This is a genomic window from Pandoraea sp. LA3 (assembly GCF_022696215.1).
GTDB classification, from domain to species: domain Bacteria; phylum Pseudomonadota; class Gammaproteobacteria; order Burkholderiales; family Burkholderiaceae; genus Pandoraea; species Pandoraea capi.
Genome location: NZ_PTPY01000038.1, coordinates 162,133 through 185,533, shown reverse-complemented (window position 1 = coordinate 185,533; position 23,401 = coordinate 162,133). Strand labels below are relative to the sequence as shown.

The window sequence follows — 23,401 nt, the reverse complement described above, 5'->3', positions numbered from 1 at the left end:
GGACAACCGACGACACGCCCCCCGATGACGTCTATCAACACAGCCACGAACCTCCTCCCGCTCACGACCGGCGACATTGCCTCGCGCGCGGCGAACGCCTCGAATACCGCGAATGCCACCGGTACCGGCAACGTGCCAGCGACTGGCGCAGTGACCGGCACCGTCGACTCGACCCGCGTCACGCTCACGCAGGCGCCGCCCGTTGCCAACTGGCCGACGTACGCCCAGCCCGTCGCCAATGGCGCCGTACTGAACTGGCAGCAAGTGCCGTCGGACGCCATCTCGCTCCTGATGTCGGGCAACATGTCGACGACATCGCTCAGCAATCGGATCGACCAGCTCGGTTCGACGCTGCTCTCCGCCATCGCCAAGGGCGCGACGTCGTTCTCGCAAAGCGTTTTTCGCTCGACGTCGGCCGCCCCGGCAACCGATGCCGATCTCGCGGTGCAGCAATCGAAGCTCCAAGGCGGCGCCGACAATCAGTTCGCGCTGTCGATCACCACGGCCAGCGGCGCACAGGTCACCGTGAAGCTCGGCAGCAGCGACGATGGGCTGTCGGTTGAGTTCGAGGTCACGAAGGGCACGCTCACGGACGCCGAACGCGACCAGCTCGGCAAACTCGGCGATGCGTTCCAGAGCGCCGTCAACGGTCTCGCGAAGCAACCGCCGGTCATCGACTTCAGCGGGCTGACGGGCTTCGATACGTCGGTCCTGAAGTCCGTGGATCTCTCGGCCACGCTCGGCGCGAATACCAGCGCACCGCAAACCATCACGTTCCATGCCGATGCGTCGCTGCGGTCGATGCACGTCGACGGCCCGAGCGGCAAGTTCGACGTCAACGTCGACCTGAAGAATCTCCAGGCCATCGGCAGCCCGACTGCCCAGAAAGCCGCGCTCGCCGCATGGCTCGACCGTTTCGATACCGCACAGAGCCGGGGCAACGGCGACGCCTCGCTCATGAGCATGTTCAAAGCCGCGTTTACGGGCCTGAACAGCAACTACCCGCCGGCCGCCACGTTGCCGCGCATCCCGCTGAACAACGCCGACAAGTCCGTGCTGAGCGGGCTGGCAGACTTCAACGCCTCGATTTCGCAGACGCCGAAGTCGCCGAATCCGATGCGTCCGTCCGAGATCGATTCGTTTAACTATCAGATCTCGCAAAGCACGCAGATCGGCGGCACCGACATGCTCAATCGCACCATCGGGCAGCAGACGCAGGCAACGCTGAGCGCTAGCTATCACCGTTCGCTGTGGGCTGGCGTTCCGCTGAATCTGACCAGCGATCCGAAGTCGCAGAACTATGAGTATGTGAAGGTCGAGGACACGGCCAGGAGTGCCGTGGATGTGGGGTACCGCAACGGCCTGCTTGCCTACGCGCAAGTAAACCGCTCGGCCAGCCAGACGACGCAGGTGCAGCGCTATGAGATGGCGAAACTCGTGAGCGACGTCACGACACCGGTGTCCGCATCGAGCAGCAGCGATCTGCTGACGCTGCTCCAGTCGATCATGCAGAACGACGCCGCACGTGCGACGAAGCCCTCGGCCAGTCAATCGGCCGACGACGATGCTGCGCTCGACGCCGTGCGCAAACGCACCTCGCTCGAAGTCGACCCGACGCGCCTCAAGGCTGCTGCCAGATAAGCGCTCCGGGAGGCGGCAGGTTCGGTCCCTGCGACGGCCTCGTCCCGTCGCGGGAGTAAGATGTCAGGCAAACATTGACGAACCACGGGGATCTCCGGAGTTCTCGACGCCTGATGGCACACACGCCAGACGAGACAACCACTGCCCTTGCTTCCCAACGTCCGGCGCCATCGCTCGTCGATACCGACCTGCCCGCGCGGCTGGACCGTCTGCCCTGGGGACGCTTTCACACGCTGATCGTCGTCGCGCTCGGCGTCACCTGGCTCCTCGACGGCCTCGAAGTGACCCTCGCAGGTGCTGTCGCCGGGGCGCTAAAAGCCAGCCCGGCGCTCGCGCTGACCAACGCGCAGGTCGGTCTTGCCGGCAGCGCCTACATCGCCGGCGCCGTCATCGGCGCGCTCGGCTTCGGGTGGCTCACCGACCGGTTGGGACGTCGCAAACTCTTCTTCGTCACCCTGCTCCTGTATGTCTCGGCGACGGCCGCCACCGGTCTGTCGTGGAGCTTCACGAGTTTCGTCGTATTTCGATTGCTCACGGGGGCCGGCATCGGCGGCGAGTACACCGCGATCAACTCGACGATTCAGGAGTTCACCCCGGCGCGCGTGCGTGGCTGGACGGACCTCGTGATCAACGGCACGTTCTGGGCGGGCGCAGCACTCGGCGCGGCAGGCTCGCTCGTGCTGCTCGCCCCGGGCGTGCTGCCGACCGACTGGGGCTGGCGCGTGTGCTTCTTCATCGGCGCTGCGCTCGGTCTGGGCATTCTGCTCATGCGGATGTGGGTGCCGGAGAGCCCGCGATGGCTCTTGCTGCGCGGACACACCCGGCAGGCCGAAGCGATCGTCGACGCCATCGAGCAATCGATACGGCAGCGCGGACAGCCGATCCCCCCGGCAGATGGCCTCCGCCTGCGACTCCACGTCCGCCGCGCCACGCCGCTACGCGAGGTGTGGCGCACGCTCCTGCACACGTACCGACGCCGCTCGCTCGTCGGCCTGACGCTCATGATCGCGCAAGCGTTCTGCTACAACGCGATCTTCTTCACTTACGCACTGGTGCTCACCGACTTCTATGACGTGCCTGCGTCCAGCGTCGGCATGTATCTGCTTCCGTTTGCCGCCGGCAACGTGCTCGGGCCCATCGTGCTGGGACATGGCTTCGACGTGTTCGGCAGGCGGGTGATGATCTGCGTGACGTATGCCGTCTCCGGCGCGTTGCTCGCGTTGAGCGGATGGGCGTTTGCACAAGGCTGGCTGACCACGCTCACGCAAACGGTCGCGTGGTCCGTCATCTTCTTCTTTGCATCGGCCGCGGCAAGCTCGGCTTACCTCACCGTCAGTGAAACCTTCCCGCTGGAGATTCGCGCGCTGGCCATCGCCGTGTTCTACGCCATCGGCACGCTGCTCGGCGGCGTGGCAGGCCCAGCGCTTTTCGGCTGGCTCATCGACACGCACCGGCGTGCCGATGTGTCGGTCGGTTACCTGATCGGCGCAAGCCTGATGCTCGTGGCCGCAGGCGTTGCGGCGCGCTGGGGCATCGCAGCGGAGCGACGCCCGCTCGAAACGGTAGCCACGCCGCTGTCGGCGGCACGGCACGACCCGCCGTAAACGACCCCGTGCGTCAGTTCCCTCGCCCCGGAGCCTGCACGGCCGCACCGCCATCACGTTGGCGGTACCAGAGCGCGTACACGACCGATAACGCCACCACGAACGGCACGCCGTAGATCAGCGTCATGCGGAACTCGTCGGTGAAATAGGTCGTGACGAGCGTCGCGAGCATCAGCAGCGCCCCCGCCAGACTGGCGTACGGATAACCCCACATGCGAAAGCCCAGCGACTTCGCGTCGTGCGCCCGGCGGAAGTACAGATGCGTGACGAAGATCATCAGCCACGTGAACATCGCCCCGAACATCGACACGGACATCATCAGCGTGAACGACGCTTGCGGCGCCATCACATTGAGTGCGACCGCGAGCGCAATGCCGATGGTCGAGAGCATCAGCGCGGCGACGGGCACCCCATTGCGGCTGACCTCGCCAAAGCGGCGCGGCGCATACCCCGCACGCGAGAGCGAGAACATCATGCGGGTGGTGATGTACAACTGACTGTTCATCGCAGAGAGCGCGGCGACCAGAATCACCAGGTTGATCACACCGGCCGCTCCCGGGATATGGGTGGCCGCCATCACCTTGACGAACGGACTGCCGTCTTCCCCGGCCGCGTTCCACGGCACGATCGCCAGCGTCAATGCCAGTGTCAGCAGATAGAAGAACACGAGCCGGAACATCGTCGCGCGAAACGCACGGGTGATCGCGCGTTGCGGATCCTGCGCTTCACCCGCCGCCACGGCGATCATCTCGATGCTCAGGTAGCTGAAGATCGACACGATCACGGCCACCCACATGCCCCACGCGCCTTTCGGGAAGAACCCGCCATGCGACGTGTAATTCGCCAACCCGATGCCGCTCGCCTCCGGCGCACGGAAGACGATGTACGCGCCGAGGATCAGGAATGCGACGATGGCCACGATCTTGAGCATCGAGAACGCATATTCGACTGCACCGAACACCTTGACGCTGGCCGCGTTGATCGCAATCAGGCCCGCCGAGAAGCCAACGATCCAGTACCAGCCCGGCACGGCCGGAAACCAGTACTTCATGTAGACGGCAATGGCCGTGACCTCGGTGCCGACGGCAAACACGATCGACGACCAGTAGCCGTAGCGCACCAGAAACCCGGCCAGCGGCCCGATGTAATGCTCGGCGTAGGCCCCGAACGATCCCGACGTGGGATGCGCGACCGTCATCTCCGCCAGGCACCCCATCAATAGCAGCGCGATGGCGCCGCCGATGGCATAGCTCAGCAGCACGCTCGGCCCGGCGAAGCCGATGGCAAACGCGCTACCCAGAAAGAGGCCCGTACCAATGGCCCCGCCAATCGCAATCATCGATAACTGCCCGCTGCTCAAGCCGCGGTGCAGTCCTTTTTCTCGCTCGACAATGCTGTCGAAGCCCGGTTGTGTCGTACTCAAGATCGTCTCCTGTGAATCTCGTGAATCAGGGGTAGGGAAAATTGATGTGGAATGGCGGATCAGAAGGTGTGCTCGATACCGACACCAACGCCCCGGTAATGCACACCTGGCGGCGCATTGACACCATTAGCGCCGAAATTCGGACGCGGGGAAAAGCCGTAGCTGCCCCACGCCCGGTTGATGACCTGGTAGTAGGCGACGTACACGTCGGTCCGTCGTGAAAAGTCGTAGCGGTAGCCGAGATTGAGTTGCGTCGCGCCCAGATCGTCGGTGTTACAGACGGCGCCGCCCACGCGCGAACACGCGCCGTTCGTCGCAACACCGCCGCCGAGCCAGACGGAGTGCCGCCCCCCGCCGAAGAAGTGCTGAACCATCGCGTAGAAGGCGTCGCGACGGTAACGATTGAGATTGCCGGCGGTGCCGTCGTCGGTGCGATACGTCAACCGGTCCCAGCCCGCGACCCACTTCGTGTGCGCGTACGTGAAGACGATGAGCACCTTGTGCGCGTCGTCGGTCGAGCCCGTGACCTTCGATCCGGCGTTGGACGGATTGGCGCTCGCCGGTGCCCCCAGCCATGCCAGGCCGAAGTAGTCTTTGTGAAGCTCATAGGCGTAGCGCACGCGCAGCGGGCCGTTCACGTACTCCAGTCCGGCGCCGAAGACCTGCGGCGAAATTTCACCTGCGGGCGTCGTCACCCGGCCGTTGGACAGCGAGTACGAGAATCGCAATTGCAGCCCCGCCCACTCCGGTGTCCAGTACTGGAGCGAGTTGCCCTGACGGCGGTTGAACGTGGCATCGGCCGCATTGTTGACACGCCCCGACTGCGTGGTCGTGTTCGGCACGTTGAAGCCCGGATTGCTCAGGATCGTGCTCAAGTCGCCGGTATACGGATTGCGCACGGGCGAGCCGACGGAGAGCGTCGACCATTGATACGGCGTATCCCAGTTGCCCAGAAATGCCGTGCCGAACGGCCCTGTCAATCCCACATTCGAATTGCGCCCGCCGATGGATCCCGTCGCCTTGCCCTCGATGGAGACCGGGGTTTCGATCTGCCAGATCGCGGCGTAACCGTCGCCCAGGTCCTCCTTGCCACGCATGCCGAAGTAGGAAATGCTCGACAGCATGCGGGTGCCGCTCAACTCGGCGGCGTTGATCGCCCCCGGCGGCGCCTGCGTCGGGCGCACCGCCGACGCAGGCGCCTGACGCGCACTCACGCTGACCCAGTCGGTCATCGGCGTGAGGTGCCCGTAGATCTGCACTTGTGCCTGCGCCAGCTCGCAGGCCCCCATGCCGAGCGCCATCGCCAGCACCGTGCCCGGCATACGGGCCCCGGCGCGTGCCAAACCCCGCGAGGTGCCGTGCCCGCGATCAGGCCACGCCCGGCCTATCCCTCGATACCGCAACGCGCCGCGCATCGTGCTTCAACCCGGCAACGTGAAGCCGCAAGCGGCCAACTGCGCATGCAACCGCTCGTGCTGATCGCCCGCCAGCGGCGAGAGCGGCGGACGCAACTGCGCCCATGCCGGGTCGTCGCGATAGGTCGCCAGCACCGCCTTGAGCGCCGGAATCATCGGGAACGACTGTACGATGCCGCGCACGGCGTCGGCTTTCGCCTGAAGCTCGGCACCGGACTCGCTCGCCCATTCGCGGCACAGGCATCCAATGATCTCCGGATGGATGTTGACGGTCGCAGAAATGCAGCCCTTCGCGCCCCGGGCCGAAGCTCGTGAGACCAGCGACTCCGATGCCGGGAAGATGCCGAAGCCGGGGAACGCATCGAGCATCGCACTCAGGTTCTGCCAGTCGCCGGAGCTGTCCTTGATGCCCACGACGGTCTGCGGGAAGTCGCGAATCAGCCGTTCGATGACCGGTAGCGTGATGGGCACGCCCGAGAGCGCAGGGATGTGATACAGGTACAGCCGCAAACGCGCGTCGCCCACTTGCTCGATCACACGTGCGTAGTAACCGTAAAGCCCGTCGTCCGACAGACCTTTGTAGAAGAACGGCGGCAGCATCAGTACGCCGGCGCAACCGCGCCCGACGGCATGACGCGTCAACGCCACGGTTTCCGGCAGCGCGCAGCAACCGGTGCCGGGCAGCATGCGCCGCGTGTCGAGACCGTTGTCGACGAGCAGATCGAGCAACGCCATGCGCTCGGCAAGTCCAAGCGAGTTCGCCTCACTGTTCGTACCAAACGGTGCGAGACCGACGCCGTGCGACAGCAACCATGCGCAATGCGCGAGAAAACGGGGGGCATCCGGCGTCAGATCCGTATGAAACGGCGTGACGACGGGCGCAAACGCCCCGGTCAATTCGTGATCGACCATGACAGTTCCTGGAAGGGAGAAAGAGATGTACGGTGCTGCCGTCGCCGAACCTCGGTGAACGAGGCTCAGCGACTCAGGCAGGCACGGACCGCATCAGGGCGATGGGTTGAGTTCGTGCAGGAATTGCAGGATTTCGCGACCCAGCGAGTCGTCGCCGGTGTCGAGATGGGCCACGACCGAGGTGTGGTTGTGGTCGCGCACCTGAACGAAGCGCGAGGCGCGTCCGTCCCGTTGCGACAGCCGATGACAGAACTCCAGCGCGTACGTATCGAGATGGGGATTCTCGAATTCCGCGACGACCGTCATCACCGGCACCGGCATCGCTTCGACGTGCGCCATCGGGGCGTCGGTCTCGAAGCGCGCCGGATCGTCGCCGTAATACGCCACGACGCCGGGCGCGTTCGGGTTGTCAGGCAGTATGTCGGCCCGTAACCGTGCGCTGATGAGCACTGCGCCCGCCACCTCCGGCGTGACAGGTCGTACGCGCGGATCGCTCAGATAGCTCGCCACGTGCGACCCGCCGGCCGAATGGCCGATCAGCAGCATGCGCGACAGGTCGACGTCACCCTCGCCCACGTGCTCGCGCAGATGCGCGCGCAACCAGCGCATGGCCAGCGCAACGTCTTGCGCCCCGCCGGGGAACGACGCCTCGGGCGCCAGCCGATACTCCACGTTCACCGCCACACAGCCCTGACGCGCGAAGTACCGCGGCACGTTGCCGTAGATCTGCGCGTTCGCATTCATGTCGCCGCGCACGAATCCGCCACCGTGCACGAACACCACGACCGGGGCCGGGCCAAGGGCATGCGTTGCGCCGCACGTCGGGCGGTAGACGTCGAGCCGATGCCGCGCATGCGGTCCATAGGCCAGATCGCGCTCGACGGCGAAACCATCGGTCGACGCCTGCGCCAGCAGCGGCGTGTAGGTGTCGAGCACCGCACGGCGGCCGGCGGCAATGTCGTGCGTCCACTGCGGGCCGAGCGCGCGCATGCGGGCACGCGCGGACGCCCAGCCCGCGTTGCTGACATCGCTGGCGACGAACGTCTGCCCATCCATCAATAGACCCCCATCAGCTGCGAGAGCTGCGCGATGTAACCGGCGTAACGCGGGTGTTGCTTGATCGTCTGCGGTGAACGCGGACGCGGCAGGTCGATGACCACTTCCTGTTCGACCTTGCCCGGTCGCGCCGACATCACGATCACGCGGTCCGACAGAAACACCGCTTCCTCGATGCTGTGCGTGACGAGCAGTACCGTCTGGCGATGCTCCTGCCAGATGCGTAGCAGTTCGACGTTCAGGTTGTCGCGCGTGAGGGCGTCGAGCGCACCGAACGGCTCGTCCATGAGCAGCACTTTGGGTTCGAGCGCGAGGATCTGGCCGATGGACGCCCGCTGACGCATGCCGCCGGACAGCTCATGCGGATGGTGGTCCGCGAACTGCGCCAGCCCCAGCATTTCCAGCAGCGCAGACACGCGCGGCTCGCTTTTTTCCTTCGGAATCTTGCGAAGGCTCGTGCCGAGCATCAGGTTCTGCCGTACGGTTAGCCAGGGCAGCATGTTGCTCGTCTGGAAGACGACGCCGATCTCCGGGACCGGGCGCGACACGCGCTGCCCGCCAACGCGGACCTCGCCGCCATCGTGCGGCACGAGCCCCGCCACGATGCGCAGCAATGTGCTCTTGCCGCAGCCGCTCGCGCCGAGAATCGACACGAACTCCTGATCCGCGATGGACAGGGACACGTCGTCGAGAATCCTCACGGGCGCGGCTTTGCGTTGCTTCGCGGCGAACGTCTTGTCGACGTGACGCACTTCGATCATCGCCTCGGCCGGGCGTGTGACGGCGGCGGGTTCCGTCGGGCGTGACGTCGGCAGCGACGTCACGCTACCCACGCTGCCCGTCTTGATGTGCTGAATGCCGCTCATACGTTGATCCCCCGCCACCAGACGAAGCGCGCCAGGCGCTCGATGCCCCAGTACAGCACCACGGCGAGCAACGTCACCATGAGAATCGCTGCGAACATGACGTCGGTGCGTGCCGCCGCCGACGCGAACACGATCAGGTGGCCCAACCCCTCCTCCGAGCCAATGAACTCGCCGACGATGGCCCCGATCACGGCGAGCGGCATGGCGATCTTCAACCCGTCGGCGAATGCTGGCAGCGCCGCCGGCAGATACAACCGCCAGAAGGTGTCCCACGGGCTCGCGCCCAGCGCCCGGAAGTGCTCATCCAGATTGCGTGCGACGGACGCCAGTCCACCCATCGTCGCGACCACGACCGGGAAGAAGGCGAACAGGAACGTCGACGCCAGCTTCGACGCGAAGCCATACCCGAACCACACGATCATGAGCGGTGCGAGCGCGATCTTCGGCATGCTCTGCAAGGCGGTAACGAGCGGATACAACGTGCGACGTGCAAAGGCGCTGTAGCTGATGACCACGCCGATCACGAGCCCGCCCGCGACCGCCGCGACGAAGCCCGTCAGCACTTCGACGGTCGTCACCCATGTGTCGGCGAGCATCTGCGGATGCACTTCCCACGCGGCGCGGAAGATCGCCGACGGCGGCGGCATCAGGTACGACTGCACCTTGAAATACGTTACGGCCAATTCCCACAGGGCGAGCAATACGCCCCAGAACACGATCGTCTGTGCGATGCGTTTCATTCGAATGTCTCCTCCGGAATACCGGTGCCCGACGCGGCGCGGGTCACACAGCTAAGCGGCTGAACGATGGCGTGGCCGACGGCCTACGCCTTGCCGCCCGACTTCTCCTTGACCATGCCCGGCGGGGGCGGCACGACGAAGCGCTCGAACCGGAATCGGTCGAAGCTCTCGATCTTGCGCTCCCAGACCTTCGCTTCATACGGATGCTCGGCGTCGATCTGCGTCATCTCGCAATACAGCTCGACGTTGTTGCCGTCCGGATCCTTGAACACGAGGAAGTAGTTCGCGCCGGGGCCGTGACGACCGATGCCGCGCACGATTTCGACGTTGTGCTCGCGCAGAATGTCCACGGCCTTCTCCATCTCCTCGACGCTGTCGACCAGATACGAGAAGTGCTCCATGCCAGGGCGGCTGTAGCGCGGCAAATCGTCGATATCGGGCGAGTTGGCGGGAATCTGCGAAAGCGCCAGATCGTGGTGATCGCTGCCGGCGCGCAGGAACACCATCTGATCGTCGATCCAGTCGGAGACGGTCAGGCCGAGCACTTCCGTATAGAACTTCGCCGACTTCTGGATATCGCGCACGACCAGCACCAGATGGCCGAGACGCTTCGGATTGAGTTTGGGTTTGGGGCTTGTCATCTCCACTCCTTGCATTGCCGTCGTTCGCACCGCAGCGGGCGTCACTCGACGAACTGATTGGTATAGATGTCGGTCGCTTTGAGCGCGGGCGCGAGGTTGAAGGCATCGCGCACGAACTTCGCGGTCGCCTCCATACGCGGCACCGGCAGCCAGCCCGGCTTATGTGCGTTCGGTCCCTTCGTCTCGCGATCGGTCTCGAGCGCGCCGATCTGGCGAATCTGTTCGACCATCACCTGCTTGTCGAGCATCGGGTACTGCGAGACGATCACGGCAGCCGACGCCTCCGGGTGCTCGCGCATCCACGCATAGCCGCGGTAAGTGGCCTGCACGAAGCGACGCACCACGTCAGGTTTCTGCTCGATCATTTTTTCCGTCGTGACGATGCCGTTGCCGACCATGTCGAGGCCGAAATCGCGATAACGCAACGAACCGATCTCACGGCCTTGCTTCGCGGCAAGCGACTTGAGCACAGGCAGATTGGCGCCTTCCCAGCATTCGGTCAGATCGACGCGTCCTTGCAGGAACGACGGATTGATGGTCGACGGATCGAGGCGCAGCAGCTTGACCGACGTCGGCGGCAGACCGTTGGCCTTGAGCCAGGCGGGCACGATGTTCTGCAACGGCGACGCACCGCCGCCGCCCATCGACATGCCCTTCAGGTCGGCCGGCTTCGCAATGGTCCGCCCGGGCTTGACGAGGTAACAGATCGCCCCCGGCCAGACAGCGTTGATCGAGCCGACCATCTTCGTCTTGCCGCCCTGCGCACGGTTGAGCATCACGCTGATCGGATCGCCGTAGCCGAACTCGAACAGCCCCTGATCGACTTCATTGACGGTGCGCTGACCACCGTGGCCGACGATGGCCGAGACGTCGAGTCCCGCCTCGCGGTAAAAGCCCTTGTTGATCGCGACGATCACGCCGCCGGTACTGCCCTGCGGCAGCCATGAGAGGTTGAACTTCACTTTTGTCGGTGCGGCCTGAGCGGTCTGCGCGACTTGAGCAACGACGGGGGTCGCCCACATCGCGCCTGCACCGACAGCGCCGAGCGTTCCGGCACATACGAGCGCCGTCCACCAGCGCCGGGTCAACTGCCACTGCTGCATTGCTGCCTCCTCCTGGCCGCCACATGAGCGGCCTTTGTTATTTGCGCTGTGCCACGACACGGTTCTCGATGGCGCCAATGCCTTCGATCCCCGCCACCATCACGTCACCCGCCTTTAGGTACACGCCGCGTCCCATGCCAACGCCGGTCGGCGTGCCCGTGGCAATCAGGTCGCCGGGCTTGAGCGTCAGGATCTCGGACAGGTAGGCGATCTGCTCCGCGATGTTGAAGATCATTCCCGCCGTCGTGTCGTTCTGCATCGTTTCGCCGTTGACCGACAGCGTCATGCGCAGATTCTGGGGATCGCGAATGACGTCGCGCGGCACAAACCACGGCCCCAGAGGAGCAAAGGTATCGAAACTCTTGCCGCGAAACCAGTCGTGCGTGAACGGATAGTCGGTGCGACGGTTGAGGTCGCGCGCGCTCACGTCGTTGATGACGGTATAGCCCGCGATCCACTCGTGTGCCTGCGCCACCGGCACGTGACGGCCCGGACGCCCGATCACCACCGCCAGCTCGACTTCCCAGTCGACACGCTCGGCATGCGGCGGCAGCACGACGTCGGTATCGGTGGCGGTCACGCTCGTCTCCGCCTTCATGAACATGTACGGTGAGCTTTCGCTGCGCGGCGCGAGCTTGGTGCCCATTTCCGCCGCGTGCTCGTAGAAGTTGGATGCCGTGGCAAAGATGCGGCCCGGCTGGTACGGCACGCACAGACGGTACGTGTCGGTCGCCAACGCACCGACCTTGGCCGGGACACCGGCGTCGATGGCGCGGCGCACGGCCGTGCAAACCGCATCGCCGCGAACGTACCAGTCCGAGAGCAGCGCCGTCAGATCCTGCGACGCGCTCAGGCCGTCCTCCAGCGCCACGTCCATCTGACGCAGCACGGCCTCCAGGTCATACAGCCGCCCGTGTTGCACCAGCGCCGTACGACGTGCTCCGAGCGTGTCCGTTGCCAGCGATTCATAAGTTGCGATTCCAAACCAGCTCACACCTTCCTCCTTGTCTTCCTTCGTGAAGCCGACGTCGTTTTCACCGATCGGCTGTCTTTTTGATTGCTATGTTGAAACACAATACATAGCATATGTATACATAACAACTAGTTTGTATTTTATTCTTCAATCCAACGCATCGAGGCGATTAAGACCCATGACCGACGCTCCGCTCCTCCTCAATCTCATCCCGCTCGAACCGCTCGCACGGGCGCAATTGCTTGCCGCAGGACTGCGTCTGCACGATGTCGACGTGCGCACCACGCGCCTCGAATCGAGCGACATCACGCCCGGCGTGCGGCTCGTGCTGACCAACGGCACGACGGGCTTCACGGCGGCGCAAATGGACGCCATGCCACACGTCGAGCTCATCTGCGCCTTCGGTGCGGGCTTCGAGAACATCGACGTCGCCGCCGCCACCGCACGCGGGATCGCGGTCGCGCACGCTCCCAACACCAACGGCGAGACCGTGGCCGATCACGCGCTGGCGCTGATGCTCGCAGCCGCGCGCGGGCTCGTGACACTCGATCGCGCCGTGAAGGCGGGCGGCTGGGCCAGACATCGTGCGCCGCGCCCGACCCTGCACGGTGCGCGACTCGGCCTCGTCGGCCTCGGCAACATCGGACAAGGCATCGCAACGCGCGCCGAGGGCTTCGGCATGTCGATCGGCTATCACACGCGTACGGCGCGCACCGGTTGCCGGTGGCAGCACTACGACAATGTCGACGCGCTGGCCGCTGCCAGCGACTTCCTCGTGCTCGCCTGCCCCGGCGGTCCTGCCACGCATCACCTCGTGAATGCCGACGTACTCGCACAACTCGGCGCCAACGGCTTTCTGGTGAACGTGGCGCGCGGCAGCGTCGTCGATACCGTGGCGCTCATCGAAGCGCTGTGCGACGGCGTCATCGCAGGCGCCGCGCTCGACGTCTACGAGAACGAACCGGAAGTCCCTTCCGCGCTGCGCATGCTGGAAAACGTCGTGCTGACGCCGCACATCTCCGGGCGTTCGCCGACGGCGTTGCAAGCGCAGATCGATCTGTTGCTGGCCAACGTGCGCGCCCACCTCTCGGGCAAACCGTTACCGGCGGCCGTCAACACCGTCAGTACCGTCACAACGCATCGCAAAGCGAACGAATAAAAAAGAAGCGGGCAACCGGGAGACCATCGGAGGTTGCCCGCTTCAACACTTCACGCTTTGGAGGCCCTGTGAAGTCGTTCGCGGCAGCGGCACGACATCACCTGTCGTGCCGCACTGGCGTAATGCATTGACGCAGTGCCTATGAAGGCCGGTCAGCCACGTCTCATCGCGCCGGCCAGGGCTTTGCCGGTGCGCCCATGACCGGCTCACCCAGCAAGGGGCTCGACAGTGCGTAGGCGCCGTTCTCGGTGAAGGCCCACATGATGTTGCGGTCGTACTCGGTGTACATCGCGAAGACGCCCTTGCCCAGCGTGTAGACCGGCAGTTCCGTCTCGTCGGCCAACCCCGGCACGAAGTACCCGGCAATGCGCGGCTTCGCCGGATCCTTCACGTCGAAAATCTGTACGCCGGCGTTGTAGTACGAGTAAGGCACGATGCCCTGACGCCAGGTCCCCGGCTGTCCGATCGAGTTCGAACGCTTCGGGCCGTAATTGCCGCCACGCTGGCAGAAGCTCGTGAACGGCGCGCCTTCCGGGATTTCCGGCTCGGGCAGCTTCGTCGTGACCTTCATCCTGGCGGGATTGCGCGCATCGACCACGAAGATGTCCTTGAACGGCTCGTAGCAGTCGCGGTTCATCGGATAGCCGCTGGTGAGCACATAGCCCGTGCGCTCGTACTGGCTGACGTCGGCGTTGTCGTACTCCGTGCCCGCGAAGCTGGGCGGCGTGTTCACGTTGCCCACCACCTTCGGATGTGCCGGATCGGACAGGTCGAACGACCACAGCCCCAGACCGCCCATGGCGCCGAAGCCCACCTTGCCGCCCTGCTCCAGCGGCTTGGGCAGGAAGATCGGCATGCGCGAACCCATCCACGACGTACGGTTGCCCGCGCGTGCGTTTTGCAGATACGCCTGCTCATGTTCGGCGTTGCCGAGAATCTGTCCCGGGACCGAAATCTGCGAGACGAACTTCGGGTTGGCCGGGTCCGACATGTCCCACACCTGATAGCCCGGCGAGTAGAGATAGTTCGGGTACTCGGTGAGCGCGTAGCTGTCGTCCGGTGCGGACGAGAGAATCATGTACTTGCCGCCGTAGAACTCCGGCGAGTCGAGCGAACCGGACCCCTGCTGCTGGCCGACGGGGGCATCCGGATGCTTGTAGTCGGTCGTGCGCGTGGCGATCAGCTTCCAGTCGGAGGGCAGCGGTCCGTCCATCACGAAGACCTTGAAGCCCTTGAGCGAGTTGTAATTGCGTTGCGCTGCGACCTTGTCAGGCTGCTTCGACTTGTCCTGCATCAGCCCGTAGCGACCGATTTCGAACGAGGCGACGAGGATCGGCTTGCCCAGCTTCTTGTTCCACACGATGGTGGCGCCGCCGAGATAGTCCTGCACGTTGTTGGCATCGAACTTTTCGCTCGATCCCTTCGGCCCCCATACGCCGCCTTTCGAATACACGACCTTGCCGTTCGCCGGATCGGTCACGTCCATGATGCGCAGATAGTCGCGGTCATGGATGTAGAGATAGCGCTTGCCGTTGAAGTCGGCGATGTTGTTCCACGCGTGGAACGGCGAATCCACGCCCGGGTAGAACGCCAGCACCTTCACGTTCTTCGCATAGCTCTTCTTGTCCCATGACGTCAGCTCGCCGGGAAAGCGCTGGCCCGTGTGGACTTCAGGCGTGGCCTTCGGCCAGATGAACTTTCCCGTCGCGGGGTCCATGCCGTAGTCGACGCCGGGTTTGAGCGGCTTGGGCTCGCGATCCGGCGTGAGACGCAGCCAGCCGGCCAGATACGGATCCTTGACGTTGGGCGTGCCCGGCGTGCCGCCCGGCTGTGCCTCGGCAGCCTGTGCAGCCTGTGCCGGTTGTGCGGCCGGCGCACTCTCGGGTGCCGACGCGTGGGCCGCGAGCGTCATCGTCAGCGCGGCGAGCACGGCCGTCGCTGTCAAGGACACACCGAGTGATTTCGTGCGAAACATGTCTTCCTCCTTCGTCTCAAAAGTCTTCTTGCCAGCGCCCCGATGTCGGACCCGACACGCGGGCACTGGCGGCTTGATGCAGGCAACCGGAATGCGTCCGGTCAGAACGCGTGACGAATCCCGAACTGCACGCCCGACGGGTTTTGCGAACCGGTCGGCGTGACCTGGAACGTCACGGGGTAATGAACGAGCGTGTCGTTGCTGTGCTGGACACGGGCGTAGGTCGCATAGAGCGTGGTGCGCTTGGACAAGCCGTACATGTAGCCGACGACAAAACCGTTGGCGTTCGAAAGCGCCTTGTTGTCGTCGTCCTGACGATGGACGAAGCTCGCGTAGAAGCGATGGCGATCGGTGAGTGCATAGCGCACGCCCGCCTGAATATCCCAGCCGCGCACGTTGAAGGCGACATACGGGGGATAGGCGTAATAGCCGTTGTACGTGTGATAGATCAGGGTCGGCTCCACGCTGCCGAACTTGTACGTCGCCGCGAAGTAGTTGTCGCGCGATGAACGGATCTGGCTCGACGAATAGATGTCGCGCGTGTATTGCAGCTCACTGACCGCGCCCAGGAAGATGTTGCCGCTGCGGTATTCGAGTGCCGCCGAATAGAAGCGGCCCGAGCGCGTGCCGTCGCCCACACCGGTCGTTGCCATGAAGCGGGCGTTCAAGCCGTACCACGACGGTGTTTTGTACTGAATGGAGTTGTCCACGCGGTACGACGCGTAGAAGAACTCCATGTTGTTGACCATACTGAAGTCCGCCGCCCAGCTCGGGTCAGCGTACCCGGCGATCCAGTACGAGGGCGTGAACTGACGTCCCAGCGACAGATCCCCCCACGGTCCCTTGATACCGACGAACGACTGACGCGCCTGCGCCGATTGCGAACCGTTGTTGGCCGAGAACATCGGCTCATAAGTGAAGAACGCGCGGTTGCCGCCGCCGAGTTCTTCATAACCGCTCAAATTGAAGCGAGAGTTGTTCAGCCCGCCGCTGGACACTCTTGTGACCTTGCCGCCGTTCGCGCCCGAGCCCCACAACTGCTCGATATTCAGGTCCACGAACCCCGAAAGCGTCACACCCCCGGAAGATTGCGCATACGCACCGCCCTGCATTGCACCCAGCAGCAATGCACACAACACTCGCTTCTTCATGCTGTCTCCTGATAGTTCTCGTTTTATTTGCGGCGCTCCCTTCTCTGTTACCGGGATGTCTGCCGCCCGCCCGTTGTATGTATACAATCGTTCGAACGATTATACATATCAAAGAAATTGAATTTCTACTGCTATTTGCTTATACAAACGGGCTATTTTTTTATAGCGGGTTACCCCTGATACCCGATGCGTAGCGAGTCGAGGCCGCCGCCGGCGTCACGCTGCCGGCGGGGTTTTGGAAATACCGAGGGGATGCGTCGTTCGGGTGTGCCTGATCAGAGACCGGTGCGATCGGCTTGCAGCCCTTCGTGACGCAGCTTCGGAGCATCGTCCGTGCGTGTGCCGTCTTTCGACGCGCCGCCCCAGCCGTGGGCCGTCACGTCGAAGATCACGCCGTTCGGATCGAAGAACTTCACTTCATAGAAGATGTTGCTCTTCACCGGCACTTCGCCCATGTAGTAACGGCCGCCGGCCGCTTCGATCCTCGCGCGCGTGGCCTCGACGTCCTCCACCCAGATACCGATGTGGTGCAGACCGACGTACTCACGGCCGCGATCGCCTGCGGCCTCGTCGTTCTTGTAGTTGAGCAGCGCAAGGTTGATGACGCCGTCGGAGAGATACACGCCGCGCGCCAGCGACGAGTCGGTCTCCCCCACTTTCTTGAAGTCGAACGCCTGCATGTAGAACTCGGCCGCCTTCCAGGGATCGGGCACGGAAAGGGCGATGTGACGCAGTTTGGCCATGGTGAATGTCTCCTTCCAGTTAGGTTTCAAGCGAGGTTTCAAGCGAATCTCAAACGAGATAACAAGCCCTGCACGAGATGTCGGGCAGATGGCTTATGTATACTATCCCAGCTATTTGCATTCAAAAACGTATTTTTGAATGCATTAAAGTGTCCTAATCTTTATGGAAACCGACCAAACCACGCCCCACGTGGCGTCAGCACTGCATCGCGCGGGAAAATACTCGTATAATCCGCATGTATACAATCCAATCAAAACGACGCATCCACGGAGCGAATAGATCAGCATGGCCGAAACCATTGCCGCAAGAATCTGCCGGGTGTTGACGGGCGAGATCATCGACGGAAGCCTGCCGCCGGGGCAAAAGCTGGAAGAAGTCGTGCTGGCCGAGCGTTTCAAGGCGTCGCGCACGCCGATCCGCGAAGCGCTTCGCGAGCTCAATGCGCGAGGACTCATCGAACTGACGCCGCACAAGGGCGGTGTCGTGGCGAGCATCAGCGTCGACGATCTGTCCGACATGCTCGAAGCGATGTGCGAACTCGACGCCCTGTGCTGCCGCCTGAGCGCGCAGCGCATGAGCGCCATGCAGAAGAAGCAGCTCGAAATGATTCACGTCCAGAGCAAGCAATGCATGGATGCAGGCGACGAGGCCGGCTATCTGGCGCTCAATCGCGAATTCCATCAATTGCTGAGCGCAGGCACCCAGAACAAGACGTTGATGGCGCTCATCGACAGCCATCGGGAACGGCTCGCCCCTTTCCGGGCCGCGCAATCCGATGTCGAAGAGCGTTTCACGGTGTCGTTCGATGAACACGAGCGTGTCGTCGAAGCCGTGCTCGCCGCTGATGCCGAAGCCGCTTATAACGCCATGCGCAGTCACACCGCACGCCTGAGCATTCACGTGCTCGAACGTCTGCAACACAGCCGCAAGCCTGGCTGACACACCTACCGAGCGGTGACGCGTCGCAGCGCGTCGCCACGAGAAACGATCCGGCCCATGCCCGCCCCGCGCGCATGGGCCGTTTTGTATGGGTCGATTTGGTCACGAAGCTCCAATTTTTCGATTGGTAGCGTTCGGGCGAGTCCCCGCGCCGCCAGCCGCAGCGCGGCCTCGCGGCCCGAAGTCACTCATCGTAGGCACCCGTGCGTCGTTGAACGCCTCTCATTCCCTTCCTACGCTCCACCGGTGAAACCAGCAGTGGCCGCCACGCCGTGCGCGACCGCCGCGACGTTTCCGCTCGCGGCTGACGGGCCGCTGCCTGACCGTTCGACTCAGGGCCGGTATCGCGCCCGGTCGGCGGCATTCAACCAAGTCTTTCGTGGAGAATCCCATGTCGCAAATCACCGATGTGCTGGTCAGCATCGACACCAAGACGATCGTGGACCGTTACGGCAAGAACACCAGCATGACGAATCCGCCGATCATCGACTTCAAGCACGTCTTCATGATCGTGACGCAAGGCAATGTGGTGAGCGGTCAGGCCGGTGGCGAACTCGATGTCGCCGCCACCGTCGGGGACGTCATTCGCTGGCGCGAATGCTCGCTGTCGCTGGGCTTCGAGCAGTCCTGCATCTTCTACAAGTTCGTGGGCAATCAGGGCAACGAGCTGATTTCTCCGCCGTCCCCGCGTGAAGCCGAGGTCACGATCCCCGTTCCGAATCCGCCGGATCCGACCAAGCCGAAGAAGCAGAGCTGCTCCAACTACTTCTGGTCCTGCGAGACGCTCAAGACCGGGCGCGTGACCTACCACTTCCAGTTCATGGTGCTCGATCGCGCAGGCAACCTCTGCGGTTGCTATCAGTGGGATCCGTTCATCACGATTCGCAATCATTGACGCACTGCGCGTTCTGCCTGCCCGCTACCCGTCATGCCGCTTCGTTCATGCCGGGGGGCGGCGCCTCCGGATATCCCCGCTGGTTACGCCCAAGGAAACTCCATGTCCGATGCACAGACCTGCGGCACCGGTGATGGCGGAGGTGCTCTCGTTAGCGCCGCCGTCACCGATGTGCTGCTCGTGATCGATACGGCAACGTTGCTGGACAAGGCCGCCGGGCCGACGTCTTCACCTGTCGCGGTCGACGGCGACGATTGCTACCGCCTGTCGCCCGGTCACGACACCCTTGACGGCGACCGCGAGACCCACGCGGCGGGTTGGCGCATCGACGCACGCCCGGGCGAGCGGATCCGGATACGCTGGACCGCGCTAGCAATGCGCGGCGAGCACGCGGTGCTGTTGCAACTCGCGCTGGCCGACGATGCGACGCTGGGCAATCTGCAACTCCACGTCGAAGACAGCGCCGTGCGCTATGCGCCGCGATCCGACAAGCCGGAGGAAGCCGTCGCACGGCAAGCCCCCGATGCTTACTGGCAAGCGGATGTTGTTGCCAGCGGCGAGGCCGAAACGAGTGTCGAAGCCACCGTCACCGACCGTGACGCGAATGTGCTCGGGCGCTTCACCTGGTCGATGCGGATCGCTGTGGCATGAATCCGCCAGTCCGATAAGCACACGGAGACCGGCGCGATGCCCTCCTCGGTATCGTCGTCACATCGGCCACGCCCGGTCATCGACATCCACTATTCAAAAATCGAATGCCATGCATTTTGATATTTAATTTGTCGATGTTCGACCGGTTCGCTATCTTGTAAGTCTTACCCCGCAGTTTCACTCCCCTAAGAGACCCCGCGGCGCGGCTGCGCCCACCACACGGAACGCAGCACCAGCGAGGGCCCGGGCAGCACAGAGGTCGTTCCATGAGTTCCTCCGGTCATCACCGCGTCTTCGTTGGCGCCATCGACGCCGACGGCAATCCCATCACGCTCGCTACGCGCGACGGACGTTTCACCTATGTCGGCGCACCCGCGTCCTACACGGCCGACGCCAACGCACAAATCGTCGATCTGCAAGGCAAGCTCGTGCTGCCCGGTTTCGTCGACGGCCACATCCATCTCGACAAGAGTTTCGTCGGCGATCGCTGGCGCCCGCACCGCCCCGCAGCCACCCTTCGCGAGCGTCTGGCCGCAGAGAAGCAGGAAATCGCCGCCGCCGCGCCCATGGCCCAGCGTGCGGACGCCCTGATGCGCCAGACCGTGTCATTCGGGACGGTGGCGATGCGCTGCCATGTCGACGTCGACGCGAGCACCGGTCTCTCGCATCTGAACGAAGTCATGGCCATGCGCGAGACATGGCGCGAATGGCTCGACATCGAACTCGTCGCCTTCCCGCAGGCGGGTGTCATGACCTGCCCTGGCACGGCTGAAGTGCTGGAGGATGCGGTTCGCGCGGGCGTTCACGTCGTGGGCGGCATCGACCCGACCACGCTCGACGGCGACCCGCACGGCCAACTCAACGTGATCTTCGGCATCGCTGAGAAGCACGGCACGAAGCTCGACATCCATCTGCACGAACCCGGCGATATCGGTCTGGCACAACTGCATCGCATCGCCTCGCGTACACAGGCCGCCGGTTTGCAGGGTCGCGTCAGCGTGAGCCATGCCTACGGACTCGGCGACATCGGCCCTGCCGAACTCGACACCATCGCACGCGCATTGGCCGACGCCGACGTCTCGATCATGACCAACGCCCCCGGCGACCGCGCCTTCCCGCCGATTCTCCGGTTGCGCGAAGCCGGTGTGCGTGTGTTCACGGGCAACGACAACATTCAGGACAGCTGGTGGCCGTACGGTAACGGCGACATGCTGCAACGCGCGATGCTCATCGGCTATCGCTCGGGTTTCTATACGGACGAAGATCTGCGCGTCGCACTGGAAATGGCCACGACCGCAGCAGCCGCCGTGATTGGCAAGAACGACTACGGCCTGCATGCGGGCAACGAGGCGAGTTTCGTCGTCTTCGACGCACCGAACGCCGCCGCAGCCGTGGCCGCCGCACCGGCGGCCCGCGCCGTCATTCGTCACGCACGCTATTGGGGCGGCCCCGCGCAACTTGCGCTGGACCCCGCCCTGCTCAAGGACACAGCAGGGTCCACCCCGACCTGACTGTCATGCGCGACGTCACGCCCGGCACGAGACATGCCGGGTCGTGGCGCCGCAGGCGTTCGTCGCACCGAGGTCAAGCGGTCTGTGCGCGCCCCCAAGCGCGGATCGCAACCAAGGGGCCCGGCGGCGAACGATGGGGAGAACAATCAGAATGCATCAGGAGCCAACTGCAATGTCGAAGACTACGTATTACGCGCCGCATGGCGGGCATCCCGGCCAAACGGAACTGCTCACCGATCGCGCCATGTTCACCGAGGCGTACGCCGTCATCCCGAAGGGCGTGATGCGTGACATCGTGACGAGCCATCTCCCGTTCTGGGACAACACGCGCCTGTGGGTGCTGGCACGTCCGCTCTCCGGGTTTGCCGAGACCTTTGCGCAATACATCATGGAAGTCGGCGCCGGTGGCGGCAGCGACAAGCCCGAGCAGGACGACAAAGCGGAAGGCGTGCTGTTCGTCGTCGAGGGCGAAATCACCGTGACGATTCAGGGCAAGGCCAACACGCTCACCCCGGGCGGCTACGCGTTCATTCCTCCCGCGACCGACTGGCAACTGCGCAACAACAGCCAGGGCACCGCGCGCTTCCACTGGATTCGCAAGCACTATCAGGCGGTGGAAGGCCTGCCGTATCCGGAACCGTTCGTGAAGAACGAACAGGAGGTAGAGCCGATCCCGATGCCGGGCACCGACGGCCGCTGGGTGACGACGCGCTTCGTCGACATGCAGGACATGCGCCACGACATGCACGTCAACATCGTGACGTTCCAGCCGGGTGGCGTGATTCCGTTCGCGGAAACGCACGTCATGGAGCACGGCCTGTATGTGCTCGAAGGCAAGGCCGTCTATCGTCTGAATCAGGACTGGGTGGAAGTCGAAGCCGGCGACTTCATGTGGCTGCGTGCATTCTGCCCGCAGGCCTGCTACGCCGGTGGCCCCGGTCCGTTCCGTTACCTGCTGTACAAGGACGTCAACCGTCACATGACGCTGACGTTGGGCGCACAGCCGAAGTAACTTAAATCACCCGACGCGGACGTTCTCGAAACGTCCGCAGCCGCGCGCGTCGATGATCTCACTCATCTCGACGCGCGCGGTTTCGTTTCGAGCATCCCCACGAGCACCTTGGCGAGCGCGCCGACCATCGGATCGGCCGTCGGACGGTGGAAGATCGCCAGCTCGAACGTATCGATCACCGGCAGGCCCTGCGCCCGGCCGAGTACCACATGCCCCGGCAAGACCGCGCGCGGCGGCACCAGACTGATTCCCATGCCGTCGGCGACAGCGCCCTGTATGCCACTCAGACTGGAGCTGGTGAAGCTGATGCGCCAGTTGCGTCCCATGGCCTCCAGCGCGTTGATCATGTCGTCCCGGTACAGGCCGCGTGTCGGAAAGGTCACCAGCGGCACGGGATCGAGTCCGAACGAGGGATGCTTCGCGCTGTCGATCCATGCCAGCTTCTCCGGACGGCTTGCCACCGATTCGCGGCTGTTGCGTCGCTGCTTGACCAGCACGAGATCGAGCTCGCCGTGATCGTAGCTGCCGAGCAGATCGCGACTCAGCCCGCTCGTCACTTCGAGCTTCACCTGCGGGTACTGACGGTTGAAGCGCGCGAGCACCTGCGTGGTCGCCCCTGTGGCGAAGTCCTCCGGCACCCCAAGACGCACCGTGACGGCCACGACCGCGCCCGAGAGCGCTTCGAACATCTGGTCGTTGAGGGCGAGCATCTGACGTGCGTAGCCGAGCAGCAACTCGCCGGCGTCCGTTGCATGGACCTCGCGATTGCCACGGTCTAGCAGCTTGTGCCCGACCATGTCTTCGAGGCGCCGGACCTTCTGGCTGACGGTGGACTGCGTCGAATGCAGACGCGCGGCCGCCGTGGTGAAGCTGCCGCAATCGGCCACCATGATGATCGAGCGCAGCAGATCCAGATCAAACAGCGGTCGATTCGATTTTGCACTGCCAGCCATGTCTCGTATTTGTTTTGTCGATGGATGGCTGAACTTG

At 64.0% G+C, this 23,401-nt stretch carries 21 protein-coding genes; 8 read left to right on the top strand and 13 right to left on the bottom strand.

Annotation, left to right across the window (positions count from 1 at the left end):
- Window positions 1–24 precede the first annotated feature (24 nt).
- Both C5N93_RS23405 and C5N93_RS23400 read left to right on the top strand, forming a co-directional pair.
- A complete protein-coding gene (locus tag C5N93_RS23405; RefSeq protein ID WP_242561114.1) occupies window positions 25–1,641 on the top strand; it encodes a hypothetical protein in 1,617 nt (538 codons plus the stop codon).
- A 113-nt stretch (window positions 1,642–1,754) separates the two neighbouring features.
- Window positions 1,755–3,245 (top strand): MFS transporter, encoded by a 1,491-nt coding sequence (locus tag C5N93_RS23400; RefSeq protein WP_242561113.1) that lies wholly within the window; start codon window positions 1,755–1,757, stop codon window positions 3,243–3,245.
- Window positions 3,246–3,258: 13 nt separating this feature from the next.
- Here the strand turns inward: C5N93_RS23400 and C5N93_RS23395 are convergent, their stop codons facing one another.
- From C5N93_RS23395 to C5N93_RS23355, 9 genes are all read right to left on the bottom strand, one after another.
- Window positions 3,259–4,668 (bottom strand): amino acid permease, encoded by a 1,410-nt coding sequence (locus C5N93_RS23395; protein ID WP_242561112.1) that lies wholly within the window; start codon window positions 4,666–4,668, stop codon window positions 3,259–3,261.
- A 59-nt stretch (window positions 4,669–4,727) separates the two neighbouring features.
- Complete coding sequence (locus C5N93_RS23390) at window positions 4,728–5,990, bottom strand: porin (protein ID WP_242561111.1); 1,263 nt, start codon at window positions 5,988–5,990, stop codon at window positions 4,728–4,730.
- A gap of 99 nt (window positions 5,991–6,089) precedes the next feature.
- On the bottom strand, window positions 6,090–6,995 hold the full coding sequence (locus C5N93_RS23385; RefSeq protein WP_242561110.1) for a dihydrodipicolinate synthase family protein: 906 nt from the start codon (window positions 6,993–6,995) through the stop codon (window positions 6,090–6,092).
- Between the two features lie 93 nt (window positions 6,996–7,088).
- On the bottom strand, window positions 7,089–8,051 hold the full coding sequence (locus tag C5N93_RS23380) for an alpha/beta hydrolase (RefSeq protein ID WP_242561109.1): 963 nt from the start codon (window positions 8,049–8,051) through the stop codon (window positions 7,089–7,091).
- Window positions 8,051–8,917: an ABC transporter ATP-binding protein gene (locus C5N93_RS23375; protein WP_242561108.1), complete on the bottom strand. Its 867-nt coding sequence runs from the start codon at window positions 8,915–8,917 to the stop codon at window positions 8,051–8,053. The genes C5N93_RS23380 and C5N93_RS23375 overlap by 1 nt, the downstream gene beginning before the upstream one ends.
- The gene (locus tag C5N93_RS23370; RefSeq protein WP_069342435.1) at window positions 8,914–9,657 is read right to left on the bottom strand and encodes an ABC transporter permease; all 744 of its coding nucleotides are present in this window, start codon (window positions 9,655–9,657) and stop codon (window positions 8,914–8,916) included. The genes C5N93_RS23375 and C5N93_RS23370 overlap by 4 nt, the downstream gene beginning before the upstream one ends.
- Before the next feature lie 83 nt (window positions 9,658–9,740).
- Window positions 9,741–10,298, bottom strand: coding sequence for a VOC family protein (locus tag C5N93_RS23365; RefSeq protein WP_242561107.1), 558 nt, complete (start codon window positions 10,296–10,298; stop codon window positions 9,741–9,743).
- 41 nt (window positions 10,299–10,339) lie between these two features.
- Complete coding sequence (locus tag C5N93_RS23360; protein WP_242561106.1) at window positions 10,340–11,401, bottom strand: ABC transporter substrate-binding protein; 1,062 nt, start codon at window positions 11,399–11,401, stop codon at window positions 10,340–10,342.
- A 37-nt stretch (window positions 11,402–11,438) separates the two neighbouring features.
- Window positions 11,439–12,395, bottom strand: a complete 957-nt coding sequence (locus tag C5N93_RS23355) for a fumarylacetoacetate hydrolase family protein (RefSeq protein WP_242561105.1) — start codon at window positions 12,393–12,395, stop codon at window positions 11,439–11,441.
- Window positions 12,396–12,552: 157 nt separating this feature from the next.
- Here C5N93_RS23355 and C5N93_RS23350 point away from each other — a divergent pair, with 157 nt between their 5' ends.
- Entirely contained in the window at window positions 12,553–13,533 is a 981-nt protein-coding gene (locus C5N93_RS23350; protein ID WP_242561104.1) for a 2-hydroxyacid dehydrogenase, read from the top strand.
- A 163-nt stretch (window positions 13,534–13,696) separates the two neighbouring features.
- On the opposite strand, the gene C5N93_RS23345 is transcribed toward C5N93_RS23350, so the two are convergent.
- The 3 genes from C5N93_RS23345 to C5N93_RS23335 form a co-directional block, all read right to left on the bottom strand.
- The gene (locus C5N93_RS23345) at window positions 13,697–15,508 is read right to left on the bottom strand and encodes a hypothetical protein (RefSeq protein ID WP_242561103.1); all 1,812 of its coding nucleotides are present in this window, start codon (window positions 15,506–15,508) and stop codon (window positions 13,697–13,699) included.
- Window positions 15,509–15,609: 101 nt separating this feature from the next.
- On the bottom strand, window positions 15,610–16,659 hold the full coding sequence (locus C5N93_RS23340; RefSeq protein WP_069342429.1) for a porin: 1,050 nt from the start codon (window positions 16,657–16,659) through the stop codon (window positions 15,610–15,612).
- A 275-nt stretch (window positions 16,660–16,934) separates the two neighbouring features.
- Entirely contained in the window at window positions 16,935–17,402 is a 468-nt protein-coding gene (locus C5N93_RS23335; RefSeq protein WP_150720285.1) for a VOC family protein, read from the bottom strand.
- Between the two features lie 286 nt (window positions 17,403–17,688).
- Here C5N93_RS23335 and C5N93_RS23330 point away from each other — a divergent pair, with 286 nt between their 5' ends.
- The 5 genes from C5N93_RS23330 to C5N93_RS23310 all read left to right on the top strand — a co-directional run bounded on the left by C5N93_RS23330 (window position 17,689) and on the right by C5N93_RS23310 (window position 22,411).
- Window positions 17,689–18,342, top strand: coding sequence for a GntR family transcriptional regulator (locus C5N93_RS23330; protein WP_069342427.1), 654 nt, complete (start codon window positions 17,689–17,691; stop codon window positions 18,340–18,342).
- 391 nt (window positions 18,343–18,733) lie between these two features.
- Window positions 18,734–19,237, top strand: a complete 504-nt coding sequence (locus C5N93_RS23325; RefSeq protein ID WP_069342426.1) for an inclusion body family protein — start codon at window positions 18,734–18,736, stop codon at window positions 19,235–19,237.
- Between the two features lie 102 nt (window positions 19,238–19,339).
- Window positions 19,340–19,888: an AidA/PixA family protein gene (locus tag C5N93_RS23320; RefSeq protein WP_242561102.1), complete on the top strand. Its 549-nt coding sequence runs from the start codon at window positions 19,340–19,342 to the stop codon at window positions 19,886–19,888.
- A 266-nt stretch (window positions 19,889–20,154) separates the two neighbouring features.
- Window positions 20,155–21,399: an amidohydrolase family protein gene (locus C5N93_RS23315; RefSeq protein WP_242561101.1), complete on the top strand. Its 1,245-nt coding sequence runs from the start codon at window positions 20,155–20,157 to the stop codon at window positions 21,397–21,399.
- Window positions 21,400–21,571: 172 nt separating this feature from the next.
- On the top strand, window positions 21,572–22,411 hold the full coding sequence (locus C5N93_RS23310; RefSeq protein ID WP_242561100.1) for a bifunctional allantoicase/(S)-ureidoglycine aminohydrolase: 840 nt from the start codon (window positions 21,572–21,574) through the stop codon (window positions 22,409–22,411).
- A 62-nt stretch (window positions 22,412–22,473) separates the two neighbouring features.
- Here the strand turns inward: C5N93_RS23310 and C5N93_RS23305 are convergent, their stop codons facing one another.
- Window positions 22,474–23,364: a LysR substrate-binding domain-containing protein gene (locus tag C5N93_RS23305; RefSeq protein WP_069342422.1), complete on the bottom strand. Its 891-nt coding sequence runs from the start codon at window positions 23,362–23,364 to the stop codon at window positions 22,474–22,476.
- Between the last annotated feature and the right edge of the window lie 37 nt (window positions 23,365–23,401).

Coding starts and splice junctions, on each gene's coding strand:
- C5N93_RS23365 (WP_242561107.1), bottom strand. CDS start 10,298: ATGACAAGCCCCAAACCCAAACTCAATCCGAAGCGTCTCGGCCATCTG.
- C5N93_RS23390 (WP_242561111.1), bottom strand. CDS start 5,990: ATGCCGGGCACGGTGCTGGCGATGGCGCTCGGCATGGGGGCCTGCGAG.
- C5N93_RS23340 (WP_069342429.1), bottom strand. CDS start 16,659: ATGAAGAAGCGAGTGTTGTGTGCATTGCTGCTGGGTGCAATGCAGGGC.
- C5N93_RS23360 (WP_242561106.1), bottom strand. CDS start 11,401: ATGCAGCAGTGGCAGTTGACCCGGCGCTGGTGGACGGCGCTCGTATGT.
- C5N93_RS23350 (WP_242561104.1), top strand. CDS start 12,553: ATGACCGACGCTCCGCTCCTCCTCAATCTCATCCCGCTCGAACCGCTC.
- C5N93_RS23385 (WP_242561110.1), bottom strand. CDS start 6,995: ATGGTCGATCACGAATTGACCGGGGCGTTTGCGCCCGTCGTCACGCCG.
- C5N93_RS23345 (WP_242561103.1), bottom strand. CDS start 15,508: ATGTTTCGCACGAAATCACTCGGTGTGTCCTTGACAGCGACGGCCGTG.
- C5N93_RS23320 (WP_242561102.1), top strand. CDS start 19,340: ATGTCCGATGCACAGACCTGCGGCACCGGTGATGGCGGAGGTGCTCTC.
- C5N93_RS23405 (WP_242561114.1), top strand. CDS start 25: ATGACGTCTATCAACACAGCCACGAACCTCCTCCCGCTCACGACCGGC.
- C5N93_RS23325 (WP_069342426.1), top strand. CDS start 18,734: ATGTCGCAAATCACCGATGTGCTGGTCAGCATCGACACCAAGACGATC.
- C5N93_RS23380 (WP_242561109.1), bottom strand. CDS start 8,051: ATGGATGGGCAGACGTTCGTCGCCAGCGATGTCAGCAACGCGGGCTGG.
- C5N93_RS23370 (WP_069342435.1), bottom strand. CDS start 9,657: ATGAAACGCATCGCACAGACGATCGTGTTCTGGGGCGTATTGCTCGCC.
- C5N93_RS23375 (WP_242561108.1), bottom strand. CDS start 8,917: ATGAGCGGCATTCAGCACATCAAGACGGGCAGCGTGGGTAGCGTGACG.
- C5N93_RS23400 (WP_242561113.1), top strand. CDS start 1,755: ATGGCACACACGCCAGACGAGACAACCACTGCCCTTGCTTCCCAACGT.
- C5N93_RS23330 (WP_069342427.1), top strand. CDS start 17,689: ATGGCCGAAACCATTGCCGCAAGAATCTGCCGGGTGTTGACGGGCGAG.
- C5N93_RS23335 (WP_150720285.1), bottom strand. CDS start 17,402: ATGGCCAAACTGCGTCACATCGCCCTTTCCGTGCCCGATCCCTGGAAG.
- C5N93_RS23310 (WP_242561100.1), top strand. CDS start 21,572: ATGTCGAAGACTACGTATTACGCGCCGCATGGCGGGCATCCCGGCCAA.
- C5N93_RS23315 (WP_242561101.1), top strand. CDS start 20,155: ATGAGTTCCTCCGGTCATCACCGCGTCTTCGTTGGCGCCATCGACGCC.
- C5N93_RS23305 (WP_069342422.1), bottom strand. CDS start 23,364: ATGGCTGGCAGTGCAAAATCGAATCGACCGCTGTTTGATCTGGATCTG.